11 protein-coding genes are annotated in these 13,743 nt (G+C 64.9%); 8 read left to right on the plus strand and 3 right to left on the minus strand.

What is annotated here, in order from left to right; translation table 11 throughout:
* The first annotated feature begins 27 nt into the window (after window positions 1-27).
* The 8 genes from AWB65_RS00180 to AWB65_RS00215 all read left to right on the plus strand — a co-directional run bounded on the left by AWB65_RS00180 (window position 28) and on the right by AWB65_RS00215 (window position 10,136).
* Window positions 28-591: a Rhs element Vgr protein gene (locus AWB65_RS00180; protein WP_235007461.1), complete on the plus strand. Its 564-nt coding sequence runs from the start codon at window positions 28-30 to the stop codon at window positions 589-591.
* 223 nt (window positions 592-814) lie between these two features.
* On the plus strand, window positions 815-2,344 hold the full coding sequence (gene xdhA, locus AWB65_RS00185) for a xanthine dehydrogenase small subunit (RefSeq protein WP_087665240.1): 1,530 nt from the start codon (window positions 815-817) through the stop codon (window positions 2,342-2,344).
* Window positions 2,341-4,734, plus strand: a complete 2,394-nt coding sequence (gene xdhB, locus AWB65_RS00190; protein WP_087665241.1) for a xanthine dehydrogenase molybdopterin binding subunit — start codon at window positions 2,341-2,343, stop codon at window positions 4,732-4,734. Before xdhA ends, xdhB begins: the two co-directional genes overlap by 4 nt.
* Window positions 4,735-4,767: 33 nt before the next feature.
* Window positions 4,768-5,778 carry a xanthine dehydrogenase accessory protein XdhC gene (xdhC, locus tag AWB65_RS00195; RefSeq protein WP_087665242.1) on the plus strand — a complete coding sequence of 337 codons (1,011 nt, stop codon included), beginning with the start codon at window positions 4,768-4,770 and terminating at the stop codon, window positions 5,776-5,778.
* A 30-nt stretch (window positions 5,779-5,808) separates the two neighbouring features.
* A complete protein-coding gene (locus tag AWB65_RS00200) occupies window positions 5,809-6,837 on the plus strand; it encodes an adenosine deaminase (RefSeq protein ID WP_087665243.1) in 1,029 nt (342 codons plus the stop codon).
* 19 nt (window positions 6,838-6,856) lie between these two features.
* Complete coding sequence (locus tag AWB65_RS00205; protein ID WP_087665664.1) at window positions 6,857-8,227, plus strand: NCS2 family permease; 1,371 nt, start codon at window positions 6,857-6,859, stop codon at window positions 8,225-8,227.
* A 32-nt stretch (window positions 8,228-8,259) separates the two neighbouring features.
* Window positions 8,260-9,588: a guanine deaminase gene (gene guaD / locus AWB65_RS00210; protein ID WP_087665244.1), complete on the plus strand. Its 1,329-nt coding sequence runs from the start codon at window positions 8,260-8,262 to the stop codon at window positions 9,586-9,588.
* A 122-nt stretch (window positions 9,589-9,710) separates the two neighbouring features.
* Window positions 9,711-10,136, plus strand: coding sequence for a hypothetical protein (locus AWB65_RS00215; protein ID WP_087665245.1), 426 nt, complete (start codon window positions 9,711-9,713; stop codon window positions 10,134-10,136).
* Here the strand turns inward: AWB65_RS00215 and aepY are convergent.
* The 3 genes from aepY to AWB65_RS00230 are packed head-to-tail and all read right to left on the minus strand — an operon-like array spanning window position 10,133 to window position 13,738.
* Window positions 10,133-11,287, minus strand: coding sequence for a phosphonopyruvate decarboxylase (aepY, locus tag AWB65_RS00220; RefSeq protein ID WP_087665246.1), 1,155 nt, complete (start codon window positions 11,285-11,287; stop codon window positions 10,133-10,135). The genes AWB65_RS00215 and aepY overlap by 4 nt on opposite strands.
* Window positions 11,280-12,971 (minus strand): phosphoenolpyruvate mutase, encoded by a 1,692-nt coding sequence (gene aepX / locus AWB65_RS00225; RefSeq protein ID WP_087665247.1) that lies wholly within the window; start codon window positions 12,969-12,971, stop codon window positions 11,280-11,282. Before aepX ends, aepY begins: the two co-directional genes overlap by 8 nt.
* Window positions 12,968-13,738, minus strand: a complete 771-nt coding sequence (locus AWB65_RS00230; protein ID WP_087665248.1) for a phosphocholine cytidylyltransferase family protein — start codon at window positions 13,736-13,738, stop codon at window positions 12,968-12,970. Before AWB65_RS00230 ends, aepX begins: the two co-directional genes overlap by 4 nt.
* Window positions 13,739-13,743: the final 5 nt, after the last annotated feature.

Below are 13,743 nucleotides of genomic sequence, written 5' to 3' on the forward strand. Positions count from 1 at the left end.
CATCGAATGCGGTCGGAACGAACCACATTGGGTCAAATCGGCCGATTTCGCTCACGAAAAAACGAATCGCGGCCGCTGAGCGCCGGTGAAATCGCCCTCGCGCGATTGATTTTCGGCGATTCGATCGATTACGCATGCGTCAAAATCCACCGACGCGGCTATTTGTGGCTCGGTCTTCAGCACGCCGACGTCGCGATGGCGCCCAACGGCGAAATCTACTTCGGCCGAAAGTGCTTCAAGAACGACTTTTCGCGCGAGAACGCGTCGTCGCGGCACTGGTTTATCCATGAAATGACGCATGTCTGGCAGCATCAACTCGGTTATCCGGTCAAATGGCGTGGCGCGATTCGCATCGGCTTGAACTATCGATATATCTTGGAGCCGAACAGAAAACTGGGCAGTTTCAATATGGAAGCCCAGGGCGATTTACTGGCCGATTATTTCGCGCTGAAGTTTCTACGTGAACCGCGGGTCATGGCACAGCCCGAATATCGCGACGACATCGCTCTCTACGAACAGGTGCTCCGTGATTTCCTCAAAAATCCGGCGAGCAAGGCCAATCTTCCGCGCAGACGGGTGTTTTCCGTCTGATCGCAGCGAACAGCAGTGCCGCGCGGCCACGGCGCGAACGTGGCAAAACTTCCCCCTATCAGCGCATCCGCATAATCTTGATATGCGCGCCGCAATATTTTTGGGATATTGCGGTGTTACCTTCGGGTATGGATGGCGATCTACGTGCGCCGTGTCCGGCTTGCCTTAGGCGCAGCCTGGCACGCGTAACGCGCGCCCGATCCGCAATGTCTCGGATTTTTTTATGACAACGCAAACCATCCGCTTTCTCCAGCACGGCGCCGTCCGCGAAATCGGCGATGCGCCCGCGACGCGCACTGTCCTCCAGCACCTTCGGGAGGTGCAGCAATGCACTGGCACGAAGGAAGGCTGTGCCGAGGGCGACTGCGGCGCGTGCACGGTCGTAATCGGCGAGCTCGATGTGCACGGCGAGGTGGCGCTGAAGGCCGTCAACGCGTGCATCCAGTTCCTGCCGACGCTCGACGGCCGCGCGCTTTTCACCGTCGAAGACTTGCGCGCCGCCGATGGCGCGCTGCATCCCGTGCAGCAGGCGCTCGTCGATTGCCACGGCTCGCAGTGCGGCTTCTGCACGCCGGGCTTCGTGATGTCGCTGTGGGCGCTCTACGAGAACCAGCCGACGAACGCCGGCCTGCCGACCCGCGACGAAATCAGCACCGCCCTCTCCGGCAATTTGTGCCGCTGCACGGGCTATCGTCCGATCGTCGATGCCGCGCAGAAGATGTTCGACTATCCGCGCGTGCCGTTCGATCACGCGGCGCTCAAGGCGTCGCTCCAAGCGATCCGCCGCGCCGGCACCTTCGAATACACCGCGCCCGACGCGCGCGGCGCCGCGTTCGGCTCGCCCACCTTCCACGCCCCGGCGACGCTCGCCGACTTCGCCCGCCTGCGCGCGGCGCATCCGAACGCGCGCATTCTGGCGGGCAGCACGGACGTCGGCTTGTGGGTCACGAAACAGTTCCGCGATCTCGGCGACATCCTGTACATCGGCAATGTCGCCGAACTGAAGGCGATCTCGCGCGATGCGCAGAACCTCACGATCGGCGCGGCGGCATCGCTCGAGGATGCGTACGCCGCGCTCGCTGTCGACTACCCCGAACTCGCCGAATTGTGGACACGCTTCGCCTCGCTGCCGATCCGCAACGCCGGCACGCTCGGCGGCAACGTCGCGAACGGCTCGCCGATAGGCGATTCGATGCCCGCGCTGATCGCGCTCGACGCCCAGGTCGTGCTGCAAAAAGCCGATAAAATCCGCGCGCTGCCGCTCGACGCGTTTTATCTCGGCTATCAGAAGACCGCACTCGATGCCGGCGAATTCGTCGCGGCGATCCGCGTCCCGCGGCCTTCGACGGATCTGCGTTTTCGCACTTACAAAATCTCGAAGCGCTACGACCAGGACATCTCGGCCGTGTGCGCGGCGTTCGCCGTGAAGCTCACCGGCACGCGCGTGTCGGGCGCGCGCATCGCGTTCGGCGGCATGGCGGCGACGCCGAAGCGCGCCGCGCGGGCCGAAGCGGCGCTCGTCGGCGAGGAGTGGTCGGAGTCGAACGTGCGTGAAGCGATGACCGCGCTCGACGCCGATTTCCAGCCGCTCACCGACATGCGCGCGTCAAGCGCCTACCGCAGCAAAATCGCGCGCAACGTGCTGTGGCGCTTCTATCTCGAAACGCGCGGCGACGCCCCGCTCGCCCTCTTCGACGTCAGCGCGTTCGCGTTCGAGGCGCAAGCGAACGGCGCACTCAAGGAACTGCCATGAACAACGTCAGCGAACCGCTCGCCGCAGCCGCGGCGCTGGAGCCGCAGGCGATCGGCGTCGGCCTGCCGCACGAATCCGCGACGCTGCACGTAAGCGGCGAAGCAACCTACATCGACGATATCCCCGAGTTGCGCGGCACGCTGCACGCCGCGCTCGGGCTCTCGCGGCATGCGCACGCGCGCATCGTCGCGCTCGATCTCGACGCGGTGCGCGCGGCGCCGGGCGTGATCGCCGTGCTGACCGCCGCCGATATCCCCGGCGAGAACAACTGCGGCCCGGTGCTCCACGACGACCCGATTCTCGCCGACGGCCTCGTGCAGTATCTTGGCCAGCCTGTCTTCGCGGTGATCGCCGAAAGCCACGATCTCGCGCGGCGCGCGGCGTCGCTCGCAAAAAGCGAGGACGTGGTGCGCTACGACCTGCTCGAAGCCGTGCTCACGCCACGCGATGCAAAGGAGAAAAAGCAGTTCGTGCTGCCGCCGCTGCATCTGCGGCGCGGCGATCCGGACGCAAAAATCGCGGCGGCGAAGCACCGGATCGAAGGGGAATTCGAGGTCGGCGGGCAGGAGCAGTTCTATCTCGAAGGCCAGGTCGCCTATGCGATCCCGAAGGAACTCGACGGCATGTTCGTCCACAGCTCGACACAGCATCCGAGCGAGATGCAGCACGTCGTCGCGCACATGCTCGGCTGGCCGACGCACAACGTGATTTGCGAATGCCGGCGCATGGGCGGTGGCTTCGGCGGGAAGGAATCGCAGTCGGCGGTGTTCGCGTGCGTCGCGGCGCTGGCGGCGCAGAAGCTGCATCGGCCGGTGAAGCTGCGCGCCGACCGCGACGACGACTTCATGATCACCGGCAAGCGTCACGACGCGGTCTACACCTACGCGGCCGGCTTCGACGACGACGGGCGGCTGCTGGGCGCGCGCGTCGAGATCGCGTTGCGGGCGGGGTATTCGGCGGATCTGTCGGGCGCGGTCGCGACGCGCGCCGTCTGCCACTTCGACAACGCGTACTACCTGAACGACGTCGATATCCTCGCGATGGCGTGCAAGACGAACACGCAGTCGAACACGGCGTTTCGCGGCTTCGGCGGGCCGCAGGGCGCGCTCGTGATGGAAGTGCTGCTCGACGAGGTCGCACATCGGCTGAAGCGCGATCCGCTCGACGTTCGGCGCGCGAACTACTACGGCATAGGCGAGCGCGACACGACGCCGTATGGCCAGAAAGTCGCTGACAACGTGATCGCGCCGCTCACCGACGAGTTGATCGCATCGAGCGGCTATCACGCGCGGCGCGCCGAGGTTGCAGCGTTTAATGCGACGAGCCCGGTGCTCAAGCGGGGCATCGCGTTCACGCCGGTCAAGTTCGGCATCTCGTTCAACGTGCCGTTTTTGAACCAGGCAGGCGCGCTCGTCCACGTCTACAAGGACGGCTCGGTGCTCGTGAATCACGGCGGCACGGAGATGGGTCAGGGCCTCAACACGAAGGTCGCGCAGGTCGTGGCGAACGCGCTGGGCGTCGCGCTCTCGCGCGTGCGCGTGACCGCGACCGATACGTCGAAAGTCGCGAACACGTCGGCGACGGCGGCATCGACGGGAAGCGATCTCAACGGCAAAGCCGCCGAAGCCGCTGCGCTCACGATCCGCGCGCGCCTCGCGGAACTCGCCGCGAAGCAGCTCGGCGGCGTGGCGGATGACGTGCGCTTTCACAACGGCGTCGTCGATTCGAACGGCGGCGAGATGCCGTTCAACCAGCTCGTCGCGGCGGCCTATCTGGCGCGCGTGCAGTTGTGGTCCGACGGCTTTTACGCGACGCCCAAGGTTCACTGGGACGCGAAGACGCTGCAGGGCCACCCGTTCTACTACTTCGCGTATTGCGCGGCGGTGTCGGAAGTGGTCGTCGATACGCTCACCGGCGAGTGGAAACTCGTGCGCACCGATCTGCTGTACGACGCCGGTCAGTCGATCAATCCGGCGATCGACATCGGACAGGTGGAAGGCGGCTTCATCCAGGGCATGGGGTGGCTCACGACCGAGGAACTCTGGTGGAACCGCGACGGGCGCCTGATGACGCACGCGCCGTCCACGTACAAGATCCCCGCGATCAGCGACACGCCTGCCGCGTTCAACGTCGCGCTCTTTCGCAACGACAACGCCGAGCCAACCGTGTTCCGCTCGAAGGCGGTCGGTGAGCCGCCGCTTTTGCTGTCGTTCTCGGTGCTGCTCGCGATTCGCGCGGCGATCGCATCGGCGGCACCGGATGCAACCGATGCGCCAAGGCTCCGCGCCCCCGCGACGCCCGAAGCGATTCTCGATGCGCTCGATGCCTACACGCTGTCCCAGCACCCGCCGAGCACGACCGACGTGGCTCAGCCGGCGCCGGTAAACTAGCGCCTTCCCGATAACCAACAAGGAGCGCAATCGATGCAAGCATGGCTGCACGACCTGCAACAACTGCTCGCGCACGGCGACGCGCTCGTGCTCGTGACGGTCGCGCGCGTCGAAGGCTCCGCACCGCGCGAGCCGGGCACGAAGATGATCGTCACGCGTGAGGACGCGCGCTATACGATCGGCGGCGGCCATCTCGAATGGAAGGCGATCGAGACCGCGCGGCAGGTGCTGAAGGACGGCATGCGCAGCCCGCGCATGCGGCGGCTCGAACGCTTCGCGCTCGGCCCCAGCCTCGGACAATGCTGCGGCGGCGCGGTCGTACTCGCGTTCGAACGGCTCGACGTCTCCGATCTCGGCTGGGTCACGTCGCTCAGCAAGCGCACGGCGCAGGGTCTCTCGACGGTGCGCAGCGTGTCGTTCAGCGCCGCGCCCGATGCCGTGATGATCTCGGACCCGGAGCCCGGCGTGCAAGGCTCGGACTGCCTGCTCTGGGACGGCGCCGGTTTCGACGACAGCGGCGCGCTGCTCACCGAAACCATCGCCCCGCACGAGTTCCCGGTCGTGCTGTTCGGCGCGGGGCACGTCGGCGCGGCGCTCGTGCGCGTGCTCGCGACGCTGCCGTGCCACGTCACCTGGGTCGACGAGCGCGACGCCGCGTTTCCCGCCCCGCAGTACCTGCCGCAAAACGTCACGATCGAGCCGAATGACGCGCCCGATTCCGCCGTCGATGCCGCGCCGCCGAACACGTATTTCATCGTGATGACGCACAACCACACGGTCGATCTCGTGCTCGCGGAGCGCATCCTGCAGCGCGGCGACTTCGCGTTCTTCGGCATGATCGGCTCGCATACGAAGCGCAAGCAGTTCGAACACCGGCTCGCCGCGCGCGGCATCGACCCGGCGCGCATCGCCCGCATGATCTGCCCGATCGGCGTGGATGGCATCGTCGATAAAGCGCCGGAAGTCATTGCCGTCGCAGCGGCAGCCCAACTGCTGCAGGCGGTTGAAGCGAATGCCCACGCGCCGTCGCAGCAGATGGCGTGAATCACCACTTAGCCCACTATAAAACCAGGCATGAACCCCACACTCGCTGACAAAATCGCCCGGGCGCCCAAGGCCGAGCTGCACATCCATATCGAAGGCTCGCTCGAACCCGAGCTGATCTTCCAGCTCGCGCAACGCAACGGCGTGAAGCTCGCCTACGAGTCGATCGACGCGCTGCGCGCCGCCTACGCGTTCACCGACCTGCAATCGTTCCTCGACATCTACTACGCGGGCGCGAGCGTGCTCCTGCACGAAGCGGACTTCTACGACATGACGATGGCGTACGTCGAACGCGCGCTAGCCGATCACGTCACGCATACGGAAATCTTCTTCGATCCGCAGACGCATACCGAACGCGGCGTGCCGATCGAAACGGTCGTCGCGGGCATCGAGCGCGCATTGGCCGAAGGCGAAAAGCGCGGCCTGACGAGCAAGATGATTCTCTGCTTCCTGCGCCATCTCTCCGAGGAAGACGCGCTCGCCACGTTCGATGCAGCCCTGCCGCTCTTCGATAAATACAAGCACCGTCTGATCGGTGTGGGGCTGGATTCGTCGGAGCAAGGGCATCCGCCTTCGAAGTTCCAGAACGTGTTCGCCAGGGCGCGCGAGAAGGGTCTGAAGCTCGTCGCGCACGCGGGTGAAGAAGGTCCGCCCGCGTATGTCTACGAAGCGCTCGACCTGCTGAAAGTGGATCGCGTCGATCACGGCGTGCGCAGCATCGAAGACCCGGCGCTCGTCGCGCGTCTCGCGGATGCGCGCATCGCGCTGACCGTGTGTCCGCTGTCGAATCTGAAGCTCTGCGTCTTCGACGACATGGAGAAGCACACGCTCAAGGATCTGCTCGACAAGGGCGTCGCGGTAATGGTCAATTCCGACGACCCCGCGTACTTCGGGGGCTACGTGAACGCCAACTACTTCGCGATCGTCGATGCGCTCAAGCTCTCGGACGACGAGGTCTACACGCTCCTGAAGAACAGCCTCGAAGCGTCGTTCGTGACGCCCGTCGAGCGCGACGCGATGGTCGCGAAGCTCGACGCTTACTGGCACGAAGCCGCATAAAGCAACATAAGTCATGAAGATGGAAACCACAGCATCGATCGAACGCGACACCACGACGCTCGAACGCTACTTCGGCATCCGCGCGGCCGGGTCGCGGGTGAAGACGGAAGTCGTCGCGGGCATCACGACGTTCCTCACGGCGATGTACATCATCGTCGTCAATCCGGGCATTCTTTCGCAAGCGAGCGTGCCCTTCCCGGCCGCGCTCACGGCGACCGTCATCGTCAGCTTCCTCGGCAGTTGCGCGATGGGCCTCTATGCGCGCAACCCGGTACTCGTCGCGCCCGGCATGGGTATGAACGCGCTCTTCGCGTTCGTGATGGTTCACGGCGGCAAGATGCCGTGGCAGACCGCGCTCGGCTGCGTCTTCTGGTCCGGGGTGATCTTCGCGCTGCTCGCGGCGTTCAACGCGCGCAAGCTCGTCGTCGATGCGATTCCGGCGAATCTGCGGCACGCGGTGTCGTGCGGCATCGGCTTGTTCATCAGCCTGATCGGGCTCGTGAACGCGAAGTTCGTCGTCGGCGATCCGGTCACGATCGTGCATTCGGCGTCGCTTAATCCGGTCGTGGTGACGTTCCTGATCGGGCTGGCCGTCACGACGGTCCTCGTCGCGCGCCGCGTGACGGGCGCGCTGATGCTCGGCATCGTGTTCACGACGATCATCGCGATCCCCATCGGTCGCTTCTGGGGCGACGGCACCGCGTACTGGCCCGCCGCGATCGCGACAAGAACGCTCGTCAACTGGAACGGCCTCTTCTCGGCGCCGGACTTCTCGGGCATCGGCCAGCTCGATCTGATCGGGTCGCTGAAGGTGATCTACTGGCCGTTCATCTTCGTGATGCTCTTCACGTCGTTCTTCGATGCGCTCTCGACCTTCATGGCGATTTCCGAAGCCGGCAAGCTCTACGACAAGGATGGCAACCCGCGCAACATCCGCCAGTCGATGATCGTCGATGCGTTCTCCGCGCTGGTTTCCGCGCCGCTCGGCACGAGCCCGGCGAACGCCTATATCGAATCGGCGGCGGGTATCTCGGCGGGCGGGCGAACGGGGCTCGTCGCGGTGATCGCGGGACTGTGCTTCCTGCCGTTCCTGTTTCTCTCGCCGCTGCTCTCGCTCGTTCCGGCGATTGCGACCGCGCCCGCGCTCGTGCTGGTCGGCGTGTTCATGATGGAATCGATCACGCAGATCGAATGGCATCGTTTCGACGAAGCGATCCCCGCCTTCCTCGCGATGATCCTGATCCCGCTGACCTATTCGATCACCGACGGTATCGCGTACGGTTTTCTCGCGTTCGTCGTGATCAAGGCCTTCACCGGCCAGGTCAAGGCGATCAAGCCGGCGATGTGGGTGGTCGCCGCCCTTTCACTGCTGTTGCTGACCCAGCTTTGAACAATGACTAAAGTATTTGGAGACGTTGCACCATGACTCAAACCGCCTACCGCGCCCAGCTTCTCACTTTCCGCGACGACCCCGCGCACGCGTCCGACGGCGCGATTTTCGAGGAAGACGGCCTGCTGATCGTCGAGGACGGGCGCGTCGTTGCGGCGGGCGCCTACACGGCGCTGCGCTCGCGCCTCGCGCCGGATGCGATCGTCAAAACCATGCGCGACAAGCTGATCGTGCCGGGCTTCATCGATTCGCACATTCACTACCCGCAGACGGACATGATCGCGTCGCCGGCGCCGGGTCTCTTGCCGTGGCTCAACACGTACACGTTCCCGACCGAGCGCGCGTTCAGCGACCCGGCGCACGCACGCGAGACCGCGAGCTTCTTCCTCGATGAACTACTCGCCTGCGGCACGACGACCGCGCTCGTGTACTGCACCGTGCACAAGGAATCCGCCGATGCGTTCTTCGGCGAGAGCGAGTCGCGCAATCTGCGGATGGTCGCGGGCAAGGTGCTGATGGATCGCAATTGCCCGGATTTCCTGCAGGACACGGCGCAGTCCGGCTACGACGACAGCGCCGAGCTGATCGCGCGCTGGCACAACCGCGGCCGCCAGCAATACGCACTGACACCGCGTTTCGCGCCGACCTCGACCGAAGCGCAGCTCGAAGCGTGCGGTGTGCTCGCGCGTGCGCACGAGGACGTGTTCATCCAGACGCACGTCGCGGAGAACACTGACGAGATCAAATGGGTCGAGAGCCTGTTCCCGGGTCATCGCAGTTATCTCGACATCTACGATCACTACAGCTTGCTGCGCCGTCGCGCGGTGTACGGCCACTGTATCCATCTCGACGATGCCGACCGCCAGCGCATGGCGGAGACGGGCGCGGTGGCGTCGCACTGTCCGACGTCGAACCTGTTCCTCGGCAGCGGCCTCTTCGACTTCGAAAAGGCGGGCGCGGCAAACATGCCGGTGGCGCTGGCGACGGACGTCGGCGGCGGCACGTCGTTCTCGATGCTGCAGACGATGAACGAAGCGCACAAGATCGCGCGTCTCACGGGCCATCATCTGACGGCGACGCGCATGTTCTGGCTCTCGACGACGGGCGCCGCGAAAGTGCTCGATCTCGACGACAAGGTCGGCACGCTTGCGCCGGGAAGCGAAGCCGATTTTGCGGTGCTCGATCCGGCGGGCACGCCGTTGCTGGCGCGGCGCACGTCGCGGGCGGAATCGCTGGAGGAACTGTTGTTCGCGTTCGCTCTGCTCGGCGACGATCGCGCCGTGTTCGAGACCTATGCGGCGGGTAATTGCGTGCATCGGCGGGATGCAAGAAAGGGGGCGGCGCTGGAGTTGGCGGCTTGACATGTAGCGGCATGCAAGCAAAAACGCCCTGAGCATTCAGGGCGTTTTCAATCATACGGACGCACTTTTGAGCACGCTTCGCCGCTTGCAGCTACAGTCTGATTTTCACACTGCATCGAACGATGAAGCATCCCGTTCATATCGCTTGGGCCCTGGCTCTCCTCCCCGCGATTTCCTGCGCCTACGCACTCGACGACCAGCTCGACTGCAAATCGACTGGGCACGCGTTCGTCGCGCCGCTCCTGCAACAGAACCTGATCGAAGCCAAGCCGATGCGCGTCGAGCCGAACTCGGTCAACGCCTTTCGTCCGACGAAGGACAGCCAGTTGACGGCGTTCGGCTTCAGCGTGTATGCGGTCGTCGCTTATCAGAAGGACGATCCGATTTTCCGGAAGGGAACCGGTGAGCCGATCGCGGACTCGGCTTACGGCGTGGTCGTGATCGGACGCGACAGCGCTGTGGAACCGAAAGTGCGCGCGACGGGCAGCGACGCGACCGTCCATCACGTCGCGCCCTTCATCACCGCGATCTTCTGCAAGCAGGATTAGCGCGCGATGTGCGCCTGCAACCGCGCGCGCACGTCCTCGGGCGCAATCGACGGACGCGGCAAGTCGCCCGGCGTACCTGTCCTGATCGACAGCCGCGCGAAGCGCACGCCATCGACATCCTTCGCGTCCAAAAAACGATCGATCACCCCGATATCATCGCCGTCGAGCGCAAGCGCGTAGCCGCACGCCGACGCGATCGCCGCGAAATCGACACCGCGCGAAACCGTCGCCTGGCCGCCGGTCGATTCGTGCGCGCCGTTGTCGAGCAGCAAATGCGCGAGGTTCGACGGACCGTACGCGCCGAGTGTCGCGAACACGCCCATGCGCATGAGCGCGGCGCCGTCGCCGTCGAGCGCGACCACGCGCAGGTCGGGACGCGACAGCGCGAGACCGAGCGCCATCGGCGTGACGCAGCCCATCGAGCCGACGAGATACAACTGGTTCTCGCGATCGTCGGCGGCGTAGAGCTCGCGGCCGCAGAATCCCGTCGATGCGAGAACGACCGTCGAATCCTTCGGCGTCAGCCCGATCACGCGATCCAGCGCTTCCCTGCGCGTGACGCGCTCGCCTTCGAAGCGTTCAACCGGCGCACGAGCCGCACGCTCACGCACACCGCTCAACCCCGTCTTCTTCAACGCGTACGGCGCGACGCTGCCCTTCTGCATCACGAGCGCAAAAGGCCGGCCCGTGCTGTCCATATGCGCGGTCGCGCGATCGAGTGCGGGACCGATCGCATCGGCTTCGGTGGGAAACAGCTCCCACGGGATCTCCATCGTGTCGAGCATCGCGGGCGTGATGGGCCCCATCAGCGCGTGTTGCGGTTCGTCGGCGACGCCCGGCTGTCCGCGCCACGTCACGATCAGAAGCTGCGGCAACCGAAACGTCCAGTTGAGCGAAGTCAGCGGACTCACGGCATTGCCGAGGCCCGAGTTCTGCATCATCGCGATGCCGCGCCGGCCGTTGCGCGCACCCAGCGCGACGCCCGCGATCAGCGCGACGGCATCGCCCTCGTTCGCCGCCGACACGTAGTGCAGCGACTCGTCCTGCAGCACGTAGTTGATGAACGGCGTGAGATGAGAGCAGGGCACGCCGGCGTACCAGTCGAAACCCCGCTCGCGCGCGGCCTCGACGAACTGGGCGGCCTCAATCACGCGCGCCCTCCGCCGATCCGAACGGCGTCTGCTCGTGCGCGAAATCGGCGGCGCGGCGGAAATCGTCGAGATCGTTGACGCCGCGCCAGTGGCCGTGCACGTACTGCACTTCGATGCGCTCACCCGCTTCCACAAGTGCATTGAGAAGCGCAGCCATGTCGAGCTTCGCGAAGTCGTCGCGCTGTTGCAGTTGCGCGAGCGTAGCCAGCAGGCGCTCGCGCGCGTCGCCGCGCACGTTGAGCAGGCCCATCCAGCGGCCTTGCGGGGTGCCGGTTTGAGCGCTTTCCGACGCGGCGCTCACAACACCTTCGAGCCACACTTTCTGCCCGAAGAGCGCGCGATCGTCGGCCGTGGAGCAATAGGCAAAATCGGTTGCGGCGACGCCGGCTTGCGGCGCCTGCGACGAATCCACGACGACGCAGAAGTCGCTATCCGATTCCACGAGATCGCGCAGGATGTAGCTGCGGAAAAGCAGATCGCCGTAGGAAATGACGGTATCGCCCGGGAACGACTTCGCCGCGCATGCAAGCGATGCCAGTTCGCCCGTCGCCTCGTGCTGTTCATTGACGACGAGCCGGATGCCCGACGTATCGATCGCGTCTGCCCGATAGCCGCCGACGACCGTAATGTCGTTGATGCCTTCCTTCTTGAACGCCTCGACGAGATGCCGCAACAGCGGCTTGCCCGCGATCGGCAGCATGACCTTCGGACGATCGGCGGTGACGGCTTCGAGCCCCGCGCCACGGCTCGCCGCGAGCACGACCGCGCTCCTCGCCGAATTCGACGCCGACAGATACACGCTCTCGGCCGCCGAATATTCGTCGGCGTCCTGCAGGCGGAAAATCTCGTTCACCGCCGCGATCCGGTCTTCCACGTTCACGAGCGTCTCGCTTTCGTGGATTTCCTTCGCGATCGCCTGCATCGCGGAAGTCGCGCCGCGGATCAAGTGATTCGCCCAGATCACGGTGCTGATGCCCGCCTGGCGGAACACGTCGGTCGGCGTGCTGTAGTACTTCGTCGGCACGATGACGAGCGGCCCGCGCCCGGCCCACTCGCGCGCGAAGGTCAGGATCTCGTCGGGCTTCGAGAGCTTGCTGTGGATCAGGATCGCGTCGGCGCCGGCCTGCCGGTACGCTTCCGCGCGCCGCAGCGCCTCTTCCATGCCCCAGCCGGCGATCAGCGCCTCGACGCGCGCGACAATCGAGAAATTCGGATCGCTCTGAGAATCCTTGCCGGCCTTGATCTTGCCGCAGAATTCGTCGATGTCGGCGAGCGGCTGCGCCTCGCCGTTGATGAAGCTGTTGGTCTTCGGAAACTGCTTGTCCTCGATACACACGCCCGCGATGCCGCGCTGCTCGAGCTTGCGCACCAGCCGCCGCACGTTGTTGAAGTTGCCGTAGCCGGTGTCGCCGTCGAGCAGGATCGGCAAGTCACTCGCGTCAGCCATGAATTCGAGCATGTCGACGACCTGCGTCCAGCTCGCTTCGTTGTTGTCGCGCACGCCGAACTGCGCGGAAATCGCGAGGCCCGAACCCCAGATCGCCTTGAAGCCCGCTTCCTTCACGATGCGCGCGGACAAGCCGTTGTGCGCTTCCATCATGAATTCGAGACGGTTGCTTTGCAGCATCTCGCGCAGGCGCATCGTGCGCGAAAATCCGGCGGGAAGGTGTCCTGGTGCGTTCATCGCAGTGCTCCGGCAAGCTGGTTCAATTGCGGCAGCACTTCGTCGGCTGCGCGCGTCACGTCGTTTTGAAAGTCGATTTCGATCCACGGTGCGCCGGTCACGTCGGCGATGTCGAATACGTGGCTACGCTCCTGGAGGAGGTCGCGCACCGCTTCTTCGTGCGGCAGATTCGCGCGGCCCGTCGCGACGTAATTCGCGACGATCTCCGCGAGGCGCTTCGCCGCGTGCTCATCGAAGCGGAAAAAGCCCACCGATTCGCCAATCGTGTCGAACTTCAACCCGGCCGCCACCTGCTTCCTCAGTTCGACCGGCACGCCGTTGTCGATGCACAGCTTCACGGGCTCGTCGCCGGCTTCGAAATCGCGGTCGATCAACAGGCGGTTCACGTGCGCGTGGGCGTTCGCCACGAGCGGTTCGAGAATCCGTTCGTCGTAGAGCACGTCGGCGTCCATCAGCAGCACGTCGCCGCCACGCGTGAGCGCCTCGGCCGCGGTGTGCACGGACAGCACGCTGCCAAGCGAAAACTCGCTGTTCACGACGACCTCGGTCGCCGGCTTCCAGTCGATCGACGCGAGTTCCGCCTCGACTTGCTCGTGCTTGAACCCGAGCACGAACACCATTTCATCGACACCGGCGGTTTTGAGCAATTGCAGATGGCGTTCGAGCAGCGAGGCATCGCCGAAGCGCAACAGACACTTTGGCTTTTGCTGCCCTTCCGGCTGGACGAGGCGCAAGCCCATCCCGGCCGCAAGAATTATTGCGCGCATTCTTA

Source organism: Caballeronia humi (assembly GCF_001544475.1).
GTDB classification, from domain to species: Bacteria; Pseudomonadota; Gammaproteobacteria; order Burkholderiales; family Burkholderiaceae; genus Caballeronia; species Caballeronia humi.

Excerpts from the sequence above, each read along its gene's own strand:
- aepX (WP_087665247.1), bottom strand. The coding sequence starts at position 12,971 with ATGAACGCACCAGGACACCTTCCCGCCGGATTTTCGCGCACGATGCGC.
- AWB65_RS00215 (WP_087665245.1), top strand. The coding sequence starts at position 9,711 with ATGAAGCATCCCGTTCATATCGCTTGGGCCCTGGCTCTCCTCCCCGCG.
- AWB65_RS00200 (WP_087665243.1), top strand. The coding sequence starts at position 5,809 with ATGAACCCCACACTCGCTGACAAAATCGCCCGGGCGCCCAAGGCCGAG.
- AWB65_RS00230 (WP_087665248.1), bottom strand. The coding sequence starts at position 13,738 with ATGCGCGCAATAATTCTTGCGGCCGGGATGGGCTTGCGCCTCGTCCAG.
- AWB65_RS00205 (WP_087665664.1), top strand. The coding sequence starts at position 6,857 with ATGGAAACCACAGCATCGATCGAACGCGACACCACGACGCTCGAACGC.
- xdhB (WP_087665241.1), top strand. The coding sequence starts at position 2,341 with ATGAACAACGTCAGCGAACCGCTCGCCGCAGCCGCGGCGCTGGAGCCG.
- xdhA (WP_087665240.1), top strand. The coding sequence starts at position 815 with ATGACAACGCAAACCATCCGCTTTCTCCAGCACGGCGCCGTCCGCGAA.
- xdhC (WP_087665242.1), top strand. The coding sequence starts at position 4,768 with ATGCAAGCATGGCTGCACGACCTGCAACAACTGCTCGCGCACGGCGAC.
- guaD (WP_087665244.1), top strand. The coding sequence starts at position 8,260 with ATGACTCAAACCGCCTACCGCGCCCAGCTTCTCACTTTCCGCGACGAC.